Source organism: Streptomyces sp. NPDC107500, assembly GCF_055582785.1.
This window is the reverse complement of record NZ_JBVJPF010000004.1, coordinates 553,993-569,993: the sequence shown is the minus strand read 5'-3', so window position 1 is coordinate 569,993 and position 16,001 is coordinate 553,993. Positions and strand designations below refer to the sequence as shown.

The window sequence follows — 16,001 nt, the reverse complement described above, 5'->3', positions numbered from 1 at the left end:
TCGCGCACAGCCCGCCCCGACGCGGCGCCGTACGCCCTGTTCCCCACGGGTGTCCCGTCACACCGCCCGGGAAACGGGGGGCCTCATTCCTCGTCGAGCAGCCCCAGCTCCGCCCAGATCGTCTTGCCGTCGGTCGTGTGCCGGCTGCCCCAGCGCTGGGTGAGCTGGGCCACCAGCAGCAGGCCGCGTCCGCCCTCGTCCCAGGTCTTGGCCCGGCGCAGGTGGGGCGCGGTGTGGCTGGTGTCGGAGACCTCGCAGATCAGCGTGGCCGCGTCGTGGATCAGCCGCAGCCGGATGGGCGGGGAGCCGTACCGGATGGCGTTGGTGACCAGCTCGCTCACCACCAGTTCGGCGGTGAAGGACGCCTCCAGCAGGCCCCAGGTGGACAGCTGTTCGAGGACCTGCTTGCGCACCGGGGCGACCAGCGAGGGGTCGGCGGGGATGTCCCAGGTGGCGACCTGTCCGGCGGGCAGCCCCCGGGTGCGGGCCAGCAGCAGGGCCACGTCGTCGGCCGCGCTGCCCGACGGGAGCAGGGTGCGCAGCACGCGGTCGCAGGCGACGTCCAGGGAGTCGGCCGGGGCCGACAGCGCCTCGCGGAGCAGCGACTGGCCGGCGTCGGCGTCCCGGTCCCGGCTCTCGATCAGGCCGTCGGTGTAGAGGGCCAGCACGCTGCCCTCGCGCAGCTCCAGCTCCGCCGACTCGAACGGCAGCCCGCCCACGCCCAGCGGCGGCCCCGAGGGCAGTTCGAGCAGCCGGGGCGCTCCGTCGGGCGGTACCAGGAAGGGCGCCGGATGCCCGGCCCGGGCCAGGGCGCACTGCCGCGAGACCGGGTCGTACACCGCGTACAGGCAGGTGGCGCCGACCTCGCCCGCGCCGTCCTCGCCCGACTCCTCGGAGAGCCGGACCACCAGGTCGTCGAGGTGGGTGAGCAGTTCCTCGGGCGTCAGGTCGATGTCCGCGAGGGTGCGGACGGCGGTGCGCAGCCGGCCCATCGTCGCCGACGCCTGGATGCCGTGGCCGACGACGTCCCCGACGACCACGGCCACCCGCATCCCGGACAGCGGGATGACGTCGAACCAGTCGCCGCCGACCCCCGCGCGGGCGGCCGGCAGGTAGCGGGAGGACGCCTCCACTGCGGCGGTGGGCGGCAGCCACCGGGGGAGCAGGCTGCGCTGGAGGGTGAGCGTGGCCTCGCGCTCGCGGGAGTAGCGGCGGGCGTTGTCGATGCAGACGGCGGCGCGGGCGGTGACCTCCTCGGCCAGCAGGACGTCGTCGTGGGTGAACGGATAGGGGCGCCGGAACCGGGTGAAGACCGCCACGCCGAGGGTGGTGCCGCGGGCCTGGAGCGGCACCGACATCAGGGAATGGACACCGAACTCCCGCACCCGCTGGAGCCGGACCGGGTCCCACTCCAGCCAGTGTTCGAGGTCGCCGAAGCTCTCCGAGGCCACGATCGCCTGACCCGAGAGCAGGCACTCGGCCTGTGGCGAACCGGCCGGGTAGACGTCCAGCTCGCCGGTCTCCGCCACTGCCGGCGGGTGGTCCGGGGTGACGGACCGCTGGGCCGTCCTGCGCAGCGCCACCGGCGGTTCGACCACGGTGGCGGGCTCGCCGCCGCTCTCGCGGGGGTCCAGCAGGTCGACGGTGACGAAGTCGGCCAGCGCGGGCACGCACACGTCCGCCAGTTCCTGTGCCGTACGGGTGACGTCGAGGGTGCTGCCGATGCGCACGCTGGCCTCGTTGACCAGTTGCAGCCGCTGCCGGGCGAGGTGCTGCTCGGTGAAGTCGTGGACGCTCACGCAGACGCCGATCACGCGGCCGTCCGGGGTGGTCAGGGGTGCGACCCGGGCGTTCCACGCGTGGGCGCGGCTCTCGCCGACGGCCCTGAGGTGGGTCTGCATGTCGGAGCGGCGGCCGGACTCCAGGACCCGCCGCATGTGCCGTTCGAGTTCCCTGTTCTGCCGACGGCTGCTGATGTCGGTGGCCCGCAGGCCGCGCAGCCGGTGCTGGGGCAGTCCCACCAGCTGAGCCATCGCGTCGTTGACACCGCGCAGCAGGAGCCGGTCGTCGAAGATCATCATGGCGCAGGGTGATTGCGTCAGCGCCGCCCTGACCAGCGGGTCGTCCGCCGGTTCGGGGGCCGCCTCCAGGGCTGCCACGGCGAGCCAGGTGTCCGGCGAGCCGTCCTGCGGCGGTCTGCGGTGGGCGAGCACCCACACCGACACGGTGTGCCCGTCCCGGTGCCGCAGCTCCAGGGTGCCGCTCCACTGGTCGTCGTCGCGGCCGGGGGGAGCGGGTTCGGCGCCGTCGGCCAGCAGGGCTGCGGCGGGGCGTCCGACGACGTCGGCGGCGGGGTGGCCGAGCAGCAGGCGGGCGCCCTCGTTCCACTCCCGCAAGGTGCCGGAGTCGTCCACTACGACGCGGGCGGTGGCGGCATCGTCGAACGGGTTGACCGGACTCATCGTCGCCACTCCATTGCGCACACCCACAGTGAACAGCGCGTCACCTGCTTACCAGCCTAGTGCGTCCGGGGCCCGTGCGGACCCGAACCACCGGGCCCACGCGGCTCCATGGCCGCGGGGGCCACCGGGCGGGTCGGGACGCCCGCGACAGAAAGTGCTTTCCGTGGCCTTGACGAGCGCGTATGCCAGGACGTCAGAATCTGTTTGGTCACGATCAGTTGTGAGTACTTCTGGGCTCCGATGAGGGAGATGCGTCATGACGGTCACGCGCAGATCGGTACTGATCGCCTCCGCGGCCACGCCCGCGGCCGGGGCGGCCCTCGCCCCCACGGCGTCGGCCGCGGACGCGACGGGCGGCGCCCCGGGCCGCCGGACCGTCGCCCTGCGCGACGGCTGGCGCTTCTGGCTCGCCGATCCCGACGGGTCCGCCGGCGGTTCCACCGCCCCCGCCGACCCCGCGTACGACGACGCCGCATGGCGGGAGGTCGCCGTCCCGCACGACTGGAGCATCGAACAGACGCCCACCACCGAGCACGGCACCACCAGCGGCACCGGCTTCCTGCCCGGCGGTCTCGGCTGGTACCGGCTCGCCTTCACCCTGTCGCCCGCCCTGGCCGGCAAGCGGATCTCGGTCGAGTTCGACGGCGTCTACATGGACGCTCGCGTGCACTGCAACGGCCGGGAGGCGGGCCGCCACCCCTACGGCTACACCGGATTCGCCCTCGACCTGACCGACCTGGTGCACACCGACGGCCGCACCGAGAACGTCCTCGCGGTGCAGGTACGCAACCGGCTGCCGAGCAGCCGCTGGTACTCCGGCAGCGGCATCTACCGCGAGGCCCGCCTCGTGGTCACCGAGCCCGTGCACGTACGGCGCTGGGGCACGTACGTCACCACGCCCCGGGTGAGCGCGGAACGCGCCGTCGTCCGGGTGGAGACGGCCGTCGTCAACACCTCGGGCGCCGCGCGCGAGGTCGAGGTCAGGTCGTCCGTCGAGGACGCCGACGGACGCACGGTGGCCCGGGCCGCCTCCACGGCCCGGGTGACCGACGAGGCGAGCGAGACCCACGAACTCACCGTCGCCCACCCCCGGACCTGGGACTTCGCGGACCCGCACCGGTACACCCTGCACACCGAACTGCGCGTCGCCGGCCGGACCGTCGACACCTACCGCACCCCCTTCGGCATCCGCACCTGCCGCGTCGACCCCGAGGAGGGCTTCCACCTCAACGGGAGGTACGCCAAGATCAAGGGCGTCGACCTCCACCACGACCTCGGCGCACTGGGCGCCGCCGTCAGCGCCGACGCGATCCGCCGCCAGATGACGATCATGAAGTCGATGGGCGTCAACGCCTTCCGCACCTCCCACAACCCGCCCTCGCCCGAGATGATCGAGGTCTGCGAGGAACTGGGCATCGTGATGCTGGTGGAGGCCTTCGACTGCTGGCGCACCGGCAAGAACCCCTATGACTACGGCCGCTTCTTCGACCAGTGGTGCGAGCGCGACGCCACCGAGATGGTGCTCGCGGCCCGCAACTCGCCCGCCGTCGTCATGTGGTCGATCGGCAACGAGGTCCCCGACTCCACCTCCACCGCCGGACTCGCCATGGCCGACCGGATCATCGACGCGATCCGGGCCGCCGACGCCACCCGGCCGCTCGTCATCGGCTCCGACAAGTACCGCGGAATGCCGGCCAAGGGCTCCGCGGCCGACCTCATGCTGGCCAAGCTGGACGGACTGGGTCTCAACTACAACACCGCCAAGTCCGTCGACGACCTGCACGCGGCCTATCCGCACCTCTTCCTCTTCGAGTCCGAGTCGTCGTCCGAGACCTCCACGCGTGGCACCTACCAGGAGCCGGAGCGCCTGAACACCGGCGAGAACCACTCCCCGGGACGCCGGGCCACCTCGTCCTACGACAACAACCTCGCCTCCTGGACCATGAGCGGCGAGTACGGCCACAAGAAGGACCGGGACCGCAGGTGGTTCGCCGGCCAGTTCCTGTGGTCCGGCATCGACTACATCGGGGAACCCACGCCGTACGACGTCTTCCCGGTCAAGGCGTCCTTCTTCGGCGCGGTCGACACCGCCGGCTTCCCGAAGGACATGTACCACCTCTTCCGCAGCCAGTGGACGGACGAGCCCATGGTCCACCTGCTGCCGGAGACCTGGAACCACCGCGAGGGCGACACCGTGGAGGTCTGGGCGTACGCCAACGTCGACACCGTCGAGCTGTTCCTGAACGGGCGGTCCCTCGGCACCCGCCGGTTCGACACCAAGCGGACCGCCGACGGCCGGACGTACCTGGAGACCACCGAGGCCACCGGTGACGACAAGACCTTCACCGACGGCCCCTGGCCGGGCAGCTACACCAGCCCCACCGGCAGCGCCGGCAAGCTCCACCTGACCTGGCGGGTGCCCTTCGAGCCGGGTGAGCTGAAGGCCGTCGCCCGGCGCGGGGGCAGGACGGTCGCCACCGACGTGCTGCGCACCGCCGGGGCGGCACACGCCGTACGCCTCACCCCGGACCGCGAGAGCGTCGCCGCCGACGGGCGATCCCTGGTCTTTGTGACCGCCGAGGTGGTCGACCGGCACGGCGTGCCGGTGCCCGGCGCCGAGCACCTGATCACCTTCGACGTCGCGGGCGGCTCACTGGCCGGAGTCGACAACGGCCGCCAGGAGAGCGCCGAGCGCTACCAGGCCAGTACCCGCACCGCCTTCCACGGCAAGGCGCTCGCCATCGTGCGCTCCGGCACCCGGCCCGGCGTGCTGCGGGTGTCCGCCCGCGCGCACGGCCTGCGCACGGGCACGGCGACCGTGGGTACCCGGCGGTCGCCGGACCCGGCGACCACACCCGCGCCCGCCTTCCGCCCCGAGCACCCCGCGCCCGTGGACCACCCGCACGCGGACGCGAGCTACTCCGGCCGCCCCGACACCCTCCCCGCCGCCATGATCGACGGCGACCCCGCGACCGGCTGGTCCAACGGCTTCCGCAAGGCGGCCACCGCCCTGCTGCCCGCCTTCGACGGCGCCCGCCCCGAGGACTGGATCTCGCTCGCCCACGGCCGCACCCGCCGCTACGGCCGGATCGAGGTCTCCTTCACCGTCGACGACGCGCACAGCCTGCCCGCGGCCGTCGAGGTCGCCGTCTGGGACGGCGGCGCCTGGCGGGCGGCCGGGGGCACCGAGACCGACTGGGCCACGTCGTCCGACGCGCCCACCGTGGTCACCTTCGACGCGGTACGGGGCTCGGGTGTCCGTCTCACGCTGACCAGCCGCCACCCCGGTCAGGCGCGGGGCGCCATCCGCGTCAGCCGCCTGGAGGCGCCCGCCGTCTGAGCCGTCGCGCGCCGGTCCGGACGGGAAACCAGTCCCGTCCGGACCGTTGACGCCATGTCATGTCTGCCACAAGCATGGCCTGCGACCGCATTTGGGAGCGCTCCCATCACGGCGAGCGCCGCCTCCCCCCGAGGAGCCCGGACGTGAAAAGACGCAGAACCGCGCTCATCTCCCTGACGGCCCTGCTGGCGGCGGCCGTCACCGCGCTGCCCGCCGCACCGGCCGGGGCCGACGAGACCGAGCAGGTCAGCAACGGCACCTTCGACGACGGCACCGCATCCTGGTGGGCCGGCAGCAACGTCACGGCCGCGGTGTCCGACGGCCGCCTGTGCGCCGACGCGCCCGGCGGCACCAGCAACCGCTGGGACGCCGCGATCGGCCAGAACGACATCACCCTGGTCGCGGGGGAGTCGTACCGGTTCTCCTTCACCGCGACCGGCACGCCCGCCGACCACGTGGTCCGCGCGATCGTCGGCCTGTCGGTCGCCCCGTACGACACGTACTACGAGGTCAGCCCGCAGCTCAGCGTCTCCGGCGACACCTACGCGTACACCTTCACCTCGCCCGTCGACACCACCCAGGGCCAGGTCGGCTTCCAGCTCGGCGGCACGCCCGACGCCTGGCGGTTCTGCGTGGACGACGTGTCCCTGCTGGGCGGCGTGGAGCCCGAGCCGCACGTCCCCGACACCGGACCGCGGGTCCGCGTCAACCAGGTGGGCTATCTGCCCTCCGGACCGAAGAACGCCACCCTCGTCACCGACGCGACCACCGCTCTGCCCTGGCAGCTCAAGGACGCCGGCGGCCGGGTCGTCGCCCACGGCCGCAGCACGCCGCGCGGCGTGGACGCCTCCTCCGGACAGAACGTCCACTCGGTCGACTTCGGCCGGTACAAGAAGCGCGGCGAGGGCTACACGCTGACCGCCGACGGCGAGACCAGCCGCCCGTTCGACATCGGCACGGCCGCCTACGAGCGGCTGCGCACCGACTCCGCGAAGTACTACTACACGCAGCGCAGCGGCGTCGCCATCAGCGACGAACTCCGCCCCGGCTACGGCCGCCCCGCCGGGCACGTGGGCGTGGCACCCAACCGGGGCGACACCGAGGTGCCCTGCCAACCCGGCGTGTGCGATTACAGCCTCGACGTCTCCGGCGGCTGGTACGACGCCGGCGACCACGGCAAGTACGTCGTCAACGGAGGCATCTCCACCTGGGAGCTGCTGAGCACCCACGAGCGCTCGCTGCACGCCCGGACCGGGGAGCCCTCGAAGCTCGGTGACGGCACCCTCGACATCCCCGAGAGCGGCAACAAGGTGCCGGACGTCCTCGACGAGGCCCGCTGGGAACTGGAGTTCCTGCTGAAGATGCAGGTCCCCGAGGGGCAGCCGCTGGCCGGCATGGCCCATCACAAGATCCACGACGAGCAGTGGACCGGGCTGCCGCTGCTGCCGGGCGACGACCCGCAGAAGCGCGAACTCCACCCGCCGACCACCGCGGCGACCCTGAACCTGGCGGCGACGGCCGCACAGGCGGCCCGCCTGTACCACTCCTACGACCGGGACTTCGCCGCCAAGGCTCTGCACGCCGCCCGCACCGCCTGGGCGGCGGCGCTGGCCCACCCGGACGTGCTCGCCGACGAGAGCGACGGCACCGGCGGCGGCGCCTACCCCGACAGCCGGGTCGACGACGAGTTCTACTGGGCCGCGGCCGAGCTGTACCTGACCACGGGGGAGCGGGACTTCAAGGAGTACGTGCTGAACTCCCCGGTCCACACCGCCGACATCTTCGGCCCGATCGGCTTCGACTGGGCGCGCACGGCCGCCGCCGCCCGGCTGGACCTGGCGACCGTCCCGAACCGGCTGCCCGGCCGCGACGAGGTGCGCCGCTCCGTCGTCCGCGGCGCGGACGGCTACCTGGCGACCCTGGGGGCGCACCCGTACGGCATGCCCTACGCGCCCGACGGCAACCTGTACGACTGGGGCTCGAGTCACCAGGTCATGAACAACGCCGTCGTCCTCGCCACCGCCTACGACATCACCGGCGGCTCCAAGTACCGTGACGGCGCCGTCCAGAGCATGGACTACATCCTGGGCCGCAACGCGCTGAACATGTCGTACGTCACCGGCTACGGCGAGGTCAACGCGCACAACCAGCACAGCCGCTGGTACGCCCACCAGCTCGACCCCGCGCTGCCCAGTCCGCCCGACGGCACCCTCTCCGGCGGGCCGAACTCGAGCATTCAGGACCCCTACGCGCAGAGCAGGCTCCAGGGCTGTGTCGGCCAGTTCTGCTTCATCGACGACATCCAGTCCTGGTCGACCAACGAGCACACCATCAACTGGAATGCCGCGCTGGCCCGGATGGCCTCCTTCGTGGCGGACCAGGGCTGACCGCCGGCACGACCCTCGCGGTACCGCCTCCTTGTGGCCCTGACCTGGGTCTATTTACGGGTCAGTACCGGAGCGGTACCGTGGGGGCATGCCAGCTCTGAACGTGGAGTTCAGCGACCGCGAGCTCGAGGACCTGCGGCAGATCGCCAAGGAACGCGGTACGTCGATGAAGGCGCTCGTGCGGGACGCGGCCGCCGCCGACATAGCCCGGCACCGGGCACTGCAAGAGGGGGCGGAGGCGTTCCGCCGGTTCTTCTCGGCCCACGCCGACGAATTCGCGGCCGCCTTCCCCGACGACGAACCACCGCCCGTCCGGGGCGAGGGGCGGGCCGCCTGACCCATGGCCCCGGTCCTGCACATCGACGTGCCGTGGCTGCTTCAGCGCCACGAGGAAGTGCTGCCGGAGCAGCCGACGGTCAACGACTTCTCCGCACTGGTGGCCGCCGTCGCCCGGCATCGCGTGGACCCGCCCCGCCTCGGGGTGGACTCCGATCCGGCCTGGCGGGCCGCCGCGCTGCTGCACACCCTCGCCGTACTCAAGCCGCTGCCCTCGGCCAACGCGCGCTTCGCCTGCGCGACGGCCGTCGCCTACATGTTCGCCGCCGGCACCGGCATCGACCCGCCCTACGGCGCCCTGGTCGACCTCGCGCGCGACCTGATGTCCGGCAAGGCCGACGTCTACGCCGCGGCGGACCGGCTGCGTTCCTGGCAGATCTGACCCGGGGTTCGCACGCGCGCGCGGAGAATACGGAAAGTCGTTGCGCGTTTCATGAGTTGCGACGGAATCTGACCTTCTTTCAAAGGCGGGCCGATCTTGCCCGCTCGCCTTGTTGACCATGAGTGGTTTGTGCGAGAGTGAAGCACCCGTGCGGGGGGTAAAGGCCGGGTCTCGCACGCGCTTTGAAGGACCAGGTTCGATTTCGCCATGGCGAATTCACGCTCCCCACACCGAGCCCAAGAGGTACACACCAATCCGGGGTCCCTTTTCGGCGATCGGAACGTCTGAGCCGCAGCGCGTGGGAAGGAACATCTCAGTGCCCACCCCCCACCCCCCTCGTCCCGCGTACCCGCCCCCGGGCGGGGATCCCGGGGAGTCCGACGAGTTGCTGGCCGCGCGGCTCCGGGACGGTCCGGAGAACGAGGCCGCCCGGGTAGCCGCGCTGCTGATGGCACGCCACTGGCAGCCCGCGCACGACTACGCGACCATCTGCCTCGCCACGTCGGCCCAGGTCACCGCCATGGTCACGGCCGCCGCCTGGCACCGGGTACTGGACCGTCTCGCCGAGGGCGAGCCGGCCACCGCGCTGCGTCCGCGCCTGCTGGTCGCCGTACGCGACACGGTCCGCCAGTGGGCCGCCGACCCGGACACCTCCGGTGTGCTGCCGCAGTTGCTCAAGCCCGCCGGCGGACGCGGCATGCTGGCGGCCAAGTCGCTGACCCCGGAAAACCGGACCCTGGCCGCGCGGGCATTCTCCGCCCTTCCCGGACCGGCCCGTTGTTTGCTGTGGCACACGGAGGTCGAAGGCGAGTCCATAAGTGTCCCGGCCGGTCTGCTCGGCATGGATACCGACACCGCGTCGGCCACCCTCGAACAAGCGCGGGAGAAATTCCGCGAGGGTTGTCTGCACGCCCACAGGCAGCTCGCGCCGAGCCAGGACTGCCGCTTCCACAGCCGCCTCCTCGACGTGCCGATCCGCCGGGGCGGCGCCCTGCTGCCGGATGTCCGCAAGCACCTGGTCGACTGCCGCCACTGCCGTCACGCTGCCGATCAACTCGGCCACTTCGAGCGGGAACTGGGCACGCTGATCGCCGAAGCGGTGCTCGGCTGGGGAGCCCGGCGCTATCTCGACTCCCGTCCCGGCCGGGCCGCGCTGGGCGGCCTCACCAAGGGCGCCAACCGGCACCGGGGCGGACGCACCGGGCTGCTGGCCCGCATCCCCGTTCCCGTGCGCCGGGTCCCGGGCCGCCCCGGTTCCGGCCGGTCGCCGCTGCGACAGCTGGGTGCCGCCTCCGCCGGAGTGCTGGCCATCGTGCTGGTGGTCAGTGTGTGGTCGTACGACGGCGGCGGCGCCGATCCGGCCGCCTCCACCAGTGCCGTCGGCGGCGACGGCGACACGTCCGCCACCAGCCGCCCCAAGCCGCCCGGCGCGGCCGGGCTGCCCACGGGCGCCGACCGGACCCGGCTGCGGAACGTGGGCGCCGACCTGTGCCTGGACGTCCGGGGCGAGCCGAAGGCCGGGACGGGCGCCCGCCTGGCGGCGTGCTCCGAGGCGTGGACCCAGCAGTGGACCTACGAGGACGACGGGCTGCTGCGCAGCGTCGCCGACCCGGGGCTGTGCCTGGACTCGCAGGCGGACGCCGGAGTCGTCATTCTCGGTACCTGCGCCGACGAGGGCACCGAGCGGGGCGACGACGTGCGGTACGACCTGACCGAGCGGGGGCGGCTGATCCCGCGCCGGGAGCGGCAGCTCGCCCTCGCGGCCACCACCGTCGCACCCGGTGCCGACGTCGTGGTCAAGCTGCACGACGACTCGGACGTCCAGCGCTGGCGCAGCGACCCGCTGCCGACTGCGGAGGGTTCCCTGTCGATCGCCCGCACCGACGGTCCGGCCGCCCGTTCGGTGGAGCTGCCCGGCGACTGAGCCCGCCGGGCGGCCGGCGGGGCCGGGCGCCGTCGCCGCCGGACTACACCGGGTCCTCGACGAGGTCGGCGGGGCCCGGGGTGGCCGGGGAGGCGTGGCCGGACAGGGCCAGGGTGAGGTCGAGTTCGGCGAGCAGGCAGCGGACGACGTGCTCGACCCCCGCCTGTCCGTCCAGGCCCAGACCGTAGACGTAGGGGCGGCCGAGGAGCACCGCGCGGGCGCCGAGCGCGAGCGCCTTGAAGACGTCGTCGCCGGTGCGGACGCCGCTGTCGAAGAGCACCGTGAGCCGGTCGCCGACCGCCTCCGCCACCCGGGGCAGCGCGTCGGCCGCCGCGACCGCGCCGGCCACCTGCCGGCCACCGTGGTTGGACACCACCACGCCGTCCATTCCGGCGTCGGCGGCGAGCCGGGCGTCGTCCGGGTGCAGGACGCCCTTGAGGACGATCGGCCCGTCCCAGTTCTCCCGCAGGAACGCCAGGTCGGGCCAGGACTTGGCGGGATCGGAGAACATGCCGACGAAATGCATCACCGCCGCGTTCGGATCCTCGTGCACCGGCTTGGCCAGACCCGCCCGGAACGCGGGGTCGGAGAAGTAGTTGGCGGTGCCCACGCCGTGCAGGAACGGCAGATACGCCCGGTCGAGGTCGCGCGGGCGCCAGGACAGCAGCGGTGTGTCCAGCGTGACGAACAGCGCGCCGTACCCGGCCGCCTTCGCCCGGTCCAGGAAACTGCGGGCCACCTCACGGTCCTTGGGCCAGTACAGCTGGAACCAGCGCTCGGCGTCGCCCATCGCCTCGGCCACCTGCTCCATGGGCGTGCTGGACGCCGAGGACAGGATGTACGGCACGCCCTGGGCGGCGGCGGCCCGGGCCGCCGCCGGCTCCGCGTCCGGGTGCATGATCGACAGGACGCCCACCGGGGCCAGCGCCAGCGGCGCCGGCAGCGGCCGCCCCAGCACCTCGACCGAGAGGTCGCGCTCGTGCACGTCCCGCAGCATGCGCGGGACGATCCGCCGCCGGTCCAGCGCGGCCCGGTTGGCGCGTGCGGTGCTGCCGTCCCCCGCGCTGCCGGCGACGTACCCGACGGGGCCGGGGCCCAGCCGGTGCTCGGCCAGCTCCTCCAGCCGGGTCAGGTCGGTGGGGAGCCTCGGCACGGCCCCCGTCATGCCGTTCAGGTAGATCTCGTACTGGAAGTCCGCCCAGTGCTTCGCCATCCCACGTCGCCTCTCGTCGTCGAGTTCGCGTCGCCAGCACCGTACTCGCTGGTATGCCGGGGCCGTCCGCCAGGGTGAACGGGCATGTTTCGGGGGTGTTTCAGGCCGATTGGCGAACGCTTGGATCACGCCATCCGGCCAGTTCAAGCCTCAAGAACCGATCAAGAACCGCTCTGTTCCGGACTTGGAACGTTCGAATTCTGTGACTTCGAGCCACTGATTCAATACGCAAGGTTACCGAAATCCAGGGGGTCGAGATGAGTTTCGGTGCCGGACTCGGCAGACTCGCGCTCGCCGTTCCGGCACCAACCGAGCCGGGTCGGCATCAACACCCTCGAAAGAGCGGAAGGATGCACACAATGCGGAACACCGCGCGCTGGGCAGCGACTCTGGGCCTGACGGCCACCGCCGTCTGCGGGCCCCTCGCCGGGGCGTCACTCGCCTCCCCGGCCCCCGCCCCCGCGTCGCTCTACGCCCCCTCGGCCCTGGTGCTGACGGTGGGTCACGGAGAGAGCGCTGCCACCACTTCACCGCTCCGCGCGGTCACTCTCACCTGCGCCCCGACGGCCTCCGGGACCCACCCCGCGGCCGGCTCGGCCTGCGCCGAACTCCGCCACGCCGGTGGCGACTTCGACGCCCTGTCCGCCGCCGACGGGGTGATGTGCACGCGGGAGTACGCCCCCGTGACCGTCACCGTCGACGGAGTCTGGCAGGGCCGGCGCCTCTCCTACGAGCGGACCTTCGCCAACGAGTGCGTGAAGAACGCGGGCAGCGCTAGCGTCTTCACGTTCTGAGGGACCGGGGCCGCCCGGCCCGTGCGGCGTGACCGGTTGCTCGCTACTGGGGAGTGCGAGCGCCACCGTACGGGCCCGCGGTCCCGCACCGGGGACGGCGGACGGAGTGGGGCCGTCCGCCGTCCTCCCGGTACGAGCGAGCGCCGCAACGGGACTCAGTCCCCGGTCGGCCCGTCACCGGACCCGGCGGATCGGGCGCGGTGGCTGGTGTCGCACCAGGGGAAGCGCCGGCTGCGCCGGCAGGTGCACAGCGCGACCCGGAAGCGGTCGGAGAACACCGTGGTCCCGTCCTCCAGTTCCACCTCCACCGGGCCCTCCACCAGGAGCGGCCCCCGCCGCTGGACCTTGACCCGGCGGGCGGCACCGGGCGTACGGGCGTCGTCAGACGGGGAGTTCGGCACGGACGACCACCAACTCCTCCTCGTTCTCGGCCAGGGACAGCAGCCCGCGCTGCCGCAGCCAGCGCTCCCTGCCGCGCACCACCGGACCGAACGCGATACGCCGCCGCCGGACCACCGCGGCCTTCAGTCCCGCCTCGCGCAGCAGAGCGACGGTGCGGCCGGGATCGCTGAGCCCCGACTGCACGAGCAGCAGCACTCCGCCGGGCCGCAGCAGGGCGGGCGCCTCACGGCAGATCCGGTCCAGCACCAGCCTCCCGTCGCGGCCCGCGTCCCAGGCCCGGGCCGCGCCGCGCGGGCGGCACCCGCCGGCCGGAGAGGGTACGTACGGGGGATTGGCCAGCACGAGGTCGAACGACGCGCCGCGCACCGGGGTGAAGAGATTGCCGTGCAGGACGCGGATCCGCAGCCCCGCACGGGCGGCGTTGAGCCGCGCCGCCCACACCGCGCGCCACGAGACGTCGACCGCGGTCACCCGGCCGCCCCGCACCGCCGCGGCCAGCGCGAGGGCGCCGGTGCCGGTGCCGACGTCGAGGACCGCCGCGTCCGGGGGCAGCGACTCGCTGGACAGCGCCCCGGCGAGCAGGGCGGTGTCCTCCTGGGGGGCGTAGACGCCCGGGAGCACCATGAAATTCACGTCAGCCAGGTACCCAGAAGGTCATGAAATAAAGGAAATGCCGGAATCCTGGTGAGCCGGTCCCGGGAGCGGGACGCGCAGTGACGACCGTCCGGCCCGCCAGTCGGCCAGCAGCCGGGCGCCGAAGAGGTCCTCGACGTGGCCGGTGGCGTCGACACCGAACACGACGTCCGCCGCGAGGTGCGGTTCCTGTTCCAGCAGGCCGTCGATCACCTCGTGCCGCACGATCTGCTCGTGCACCGCGTCCGCCTCGACGTGCTCGTCGTAGAAGTGCTCGGCGGCCGGCCCGGCGCCGGTGCGGCGCATCGCCTCCGCGAGCCGCCGGGAGCCGGGCGAGGACGTGATCTCCACCGCCGCGAAATGACCCACCAGGGCGCCGCGCAGCGCCCGGTGCAGGCCGAACAGCGACATCATGTTCACCGTCACCAGGCACTCGGCCGAGGCCGCGTCGAGATGCCGTCCGTACGTCGCGTCCAGCCCCAGGTCCGTCATCAGGCGGGCGAACAGCCGGGCGTGCACCCGGTCGGCGCGGCCGCCGCCGTACTCGTCGAACTCGACCGCCGCCATCGCCGCCTTCGCGCGCCCCCACAGCCGCGGCAGCACCCAGGCGTGCGGGTCGGCCTCCTTGAGGTGGTACAGGGAGCGCTGGGCCGCGTACTCCCGCAGCTGCCACAACTCTCCCTCGTCGCGCAGGAAATGGCTGACGCCCTCCCCGTGCACGGGCTCGACGAGGAGCGCCCCGATCGCGTCCTCCACGCTGTCGTGGACCGGTGTGCCGGCCCGCAGCGCGGCCAGGAAGCGCCGCTCCAGCGCGGCCCGGAGGCGCAACAGTCCGGGATCCCACTCCAGGTCGGGGGAGACACCGGCGAAACCCCGGTAGTGCAGCTCGTAGCACTGGTACAGCGCGAGCTGGAGATCGTCACCGTACGCGTCGGCACCGGCGGCCTCCTCCGGGCCGGGCGGCGGCCCGGTCCCGAGCAGACACGCACCGACGGCCGCGGAGAGCGGGCCCCGGGCTGCCGGAAGCGTTGGTCCCTCGCCGTCGTAGTCCATGCGCGGCGAGTACCCCCGGACACCTCCGTGGCACCTGGACCGCGCTCAGCCCGGCGTGGACGCGAGGCGCAGCGGCGCCGGTGGCAGCGCCGCGGCCTCGTCGCTGAGCCGGACGACCTCCTTCCACCAGGACGGGCCCTCCTCTATGTGGCGCAGCAGGATGCCCTCGCGGATCGCCCAGGGACAGAGCGTGACCGCGTCCACTCCGGTGAGCTTCATGGCGGTGTGCCCGACCACCGCCCCGGCCACGCTCTGCGCGGCCCGCGGTGCGGAGATGCCGGGCAGCCGGGACCGCTCCGCGGCGGACAGGACGGCCAGCCGCCCGACGGCGTCCCCGAGGTCCGCGCAGCGCATCCGCCGCTCCACGAACGGCCCGTGCCGGCCCGGCGAGGCCCCGCACAGCCGCCCCAACTGCTGAAACGTCCGGGAGGTGGCCACCGCGGTACGCGGGCCCTCCCAGCGGATCCGCGCCGCGACGTCCCGCAGCTGATGCCGTACCTTGCGGCGCAGCGCCCTGATCTGCTCCGGCGACGCCGGGTCCTGGCCGCCCGCGAGGAACTCGTGGGTGAGGCGCGCCGCGCCCAGGGGCAGCGAGGCCACGAAGCCGGGCAGCCGACCGCGCCCGAAGGCGACCTCCAGCGATCCGCCGCCGATGTCCAGCAGCGCGAGCGGCCCGGCCCGCCAGCCCATCCAGCGCCGGGCCCCGAGGAACGTCAGCTCCGCCTCCACCTCGCCGGGCAGCGTGCACAGGGCCACCCCGGTGCGGGCGCGCACGGCGCGCAGCACCTCCTGGCGGTTCGGCGCGGCGCGCACCACGGCGGTCGCGAAGGCCGGCGGGTTCGGCGCCCCCCACCGGTCCGCGGTCCGGTTGGCGTCGGCCACCGCCGCCACGAGCCGCTCCACAGCCTCCTCCGGGACCGGGGCACCCGGCTTGACCTGCTCCGACAGCCGCAGTCGCCACTTCTCGGTGTGCACCGGCAGCGGCACCCCGCCCTCCGCGTCCGCCACCATGAGCCGGACCGTGTTCGACCCCACATCCACCACGCTGATCCGCATGAGGGGCCACGTACCCATC

The 16,001-nt window shown here is 73.3% G+C and carries 12 protein-coding genes; 6 read left to right on the top strand and 6 right to left on the bottom strand.

Translation table 11 applies throughout. The features are described 5' to 3' along the window. Positions 1-83: 83 nt before the first annotated feature. Positions 84-2,462 carry a SpoIIE family protein phosphatase gene (locus ACZ67M_RS19090; RefSeq protein WP_469851835.1) on the bottom strand — a complete coding sequence of 793 codons (2,379 nt, stop codon included), beginning with the start codon at positions 2,460-2,462 and terminating at the stop codon, positions 84-86. 256 nt (positions 2,463-2,718) lie between these two features. Between ACZ67M_RS19090 and ACZ67M_RS19085 the strand changes: the two genes are divergently transcribed. The 5 genes from ACZ67M_RS19085 to ACZ67M_RS19065 all read left to right on the top strand — a co-directional run bounded on the left by ACZ67M_RS19085 (position 2,719) and on the right by ACZ67M_RS19065 (position 10,831). Then, complete coding sequence (locus tag ACZ67M_RS19085) at positions 2,719-5,802, top strand: glycoside hydrolase family 2 TIM barrel-domain containing protein (protein WP_469851833.1); 3,084 nt, start codon at positions 2,719-2,721, stop codon at positions 5,800-5,802. Positions 5,803-5,945: 143 nt separating this feature from the next. After that, on the top strand, positions 5,946-8,189 hold the full coding sequence (locus ACZ67M_RS19080; protein ID WP_469851832.1) for a glycoside hydrolase family 9 protein: 2,244 nt from the start codon (positions 5,946-5,948) through the stop codon (positions 8,187-8,189). 88 nt (positions 8,190-8,277) lie between these two features. Beyond that, entirely contained in the window at positions 8,278-8,526 is a 249-nt protein-coding gene (locus tag ACZ67M_RS19075) for a hypothetical protein (RefSeq protein WP_361359603.1), read from the top strand. 3 nt (positions 8,527-8,529) lie between these two features. Beyond that, on the top strand, positions 8,530-8,907 hold the full coding sequence (locus ACZ67M_RS19070) for a toxin Doc (RefSeq protein ID WP_122615209.1): 378 nt from the start codon (positions 8,530-8,532) through the stop codon (positions 8,905-8,907). Positions 8,908-9,223: 316 nt separating this feature from the next. Then, complete coding sequence (locus ACZ67M_RS19065; RefSeq protein ID WP_361359606.1) at positions 9,224-10,831, top strand: RICIN domain-containing protein; 1,608 nt, start codon at positions 9,224-9,226, stop codon at positions 10,829-10,831. Between the two features lie 43 nt (positions 10,832-10,874). On the opposite strand, the gene ACZ67M_RS19060 is transcribed toward ACZ67M_RS19065, so the two are convergent. After that, entirely contained in the window at positions 10,875-12,044 is a 1,170-nt protein-coding gene (locus ACZ67M_RS19060; protein WP_392017167.1) for a lactate 2-monooxygenase, read from the bottom strand. Positions 12,045-12,403: 359 nt separating this feature from the next. Between ACZ67M_RS19060 and ACZ67M_RS19055 the strand changes: the two genes are divergently transcribed. Next, positions 12,404-12,838, top strand: a complete 435-nt coding sequence (locus tag ACZ67M_RS19055) for a protease inhibitor (RefSeq protein WP_385796677.1) — start codon at positions 12,404-12,406, stop codon at positions 12,836-12,838. A gap of 155 nt (positions 12,839-12,993) precedes the next feature. Here the strand turns inward: ACZ67M_RS19055 and ACZ67M_RS19050 are convergent, their stop codons facing one another. Genes ACZ67M_RS19050 through ACZ67M_RS19035 form a run of 4 tightly spaced genes read right to left on the bottom strand, consistent with a single transcriptional unit; the run spans position 12,994 to position 15,982 of the window. Continuing rightward, on the bottom strand, positions 12,994-13,239 hold the full coding sequence (locus ACZ67M_RS19050) for a CDGSH iron-sulfur domain-containing protein (RefSeq protein ID WP_361359614.1): 246 nt from the start codon (positions 13,237-13,239) through the stop codon (positions 12,994-12,996). After that, the gene (locus ACZ67M_RS19045; protein WP_392239767.1) at positions 13,220-13,864 is read right to left on the bottom strand and encodes a HemK2/MTQ2 family protein methyltransferase; all 645 of its coding nucleotides are present in this window, start codon (positions 13,862-13,864) and stop codon (positions 13,220-13,222) included. Before ACZ67M_RS19045 ends, ACZ67M_RS19050 begins: the two co-directional genes overlap by 20 nt. Positions 13,865-13,894: 30 nt before the next feature. Next, positions 13,895-14,926 (bottom strand): iron-containing redox enzyme family protein, encoded by a 1,032-nt coding sequence (locus ACZ67M_RS19040; protein ID WP_385796684.1) that lies wholly within the window; start codon positions 14,924-14,926, stop codon positions 13,895-13,897. Between the two features lie 45 nt (positions 14,927-14,971). Next, positions 14,972-15,982: a Ppx/GppA family phosphatase gene (locus tag ACZ67M_RS19035; RefSeq protein WP_361359698.1), complete on the bottom strand. Its 1,011-nt coding sequence runs from the start codon at positions 15,980-15,982 to the stop codon at positions 14,972-14,974. Positions 15,983-16,001: the final 19 nt, after the last annotated feature.

Bases quoted from the DNA above. Each gene is read 5' to 3' on its own strand.
- ACZ67M_RS19045 (WP_392239767.1), bottom strand. From the start codon at position 13,864: ATGGTGCTCCCGGGCGTCTACGCCCCCCAGGAGGACACCGCCCTGCTC.
- ACZ67M_RS19055 (WP_385796677.1), top strand. From the start codon at position 12,404: ATGCGGAACACCGCGCGCTGGGCAGCGACTCTGGGCCTGACGGCCACC.
- ACZ67M_RS19075 (WP_361359603.1), top strand. From the start codon at position 8,278: ATGCCAGCTCTGAACGTGGAGTTCAGCGACCGCGAGCTCGAGGACCTG.
- ACZ67M_RS19085 (WP_469851833.1), top strand. From the start codon at position 2,719: ATGACGGTCACGCGCAGATCGGTACTGATCGCCTCCGCGGCCACGCCC.
- ACZ67M_RS19090 (WP_469851835.1), bottom strand. From the start codon at position 2,462: ATGAGTCCGGTCAACCCGTTCGACGATGCCGCCACCGCCCGCGTCGTA.
- ACZ67M_RS19070 (WP_122615209.1), top strand. From the start codon at position 8,530: ATGGCCCCGGTCCTGCACATCGACGTGCCGTGGCTGCTTCAGCGCCAC.
- ACZ67M_RS19060 (WP_392017167.1), bottom strand. From the start codon at position 12,044: ATGGCGAAGCACTGGGCGGACTTCCAGTACGAGATCTACCTGAACGGC.
- ACZ67M_RS19040 (WP_385796684.1), bottom strand. From the start codon at position 14,926: ATGGACTACGACGGCGAGGGACCAACGCTTCCGGCAGCCCGGGGCCCG.
- ACZ67M_RS19035 (WP_361359698.1), bottom strand. From the start codon at position 15,982: ATGCGGATCAGCGTGGTGGATGTGGGGTCGAACACGGTCCGGCTCATG.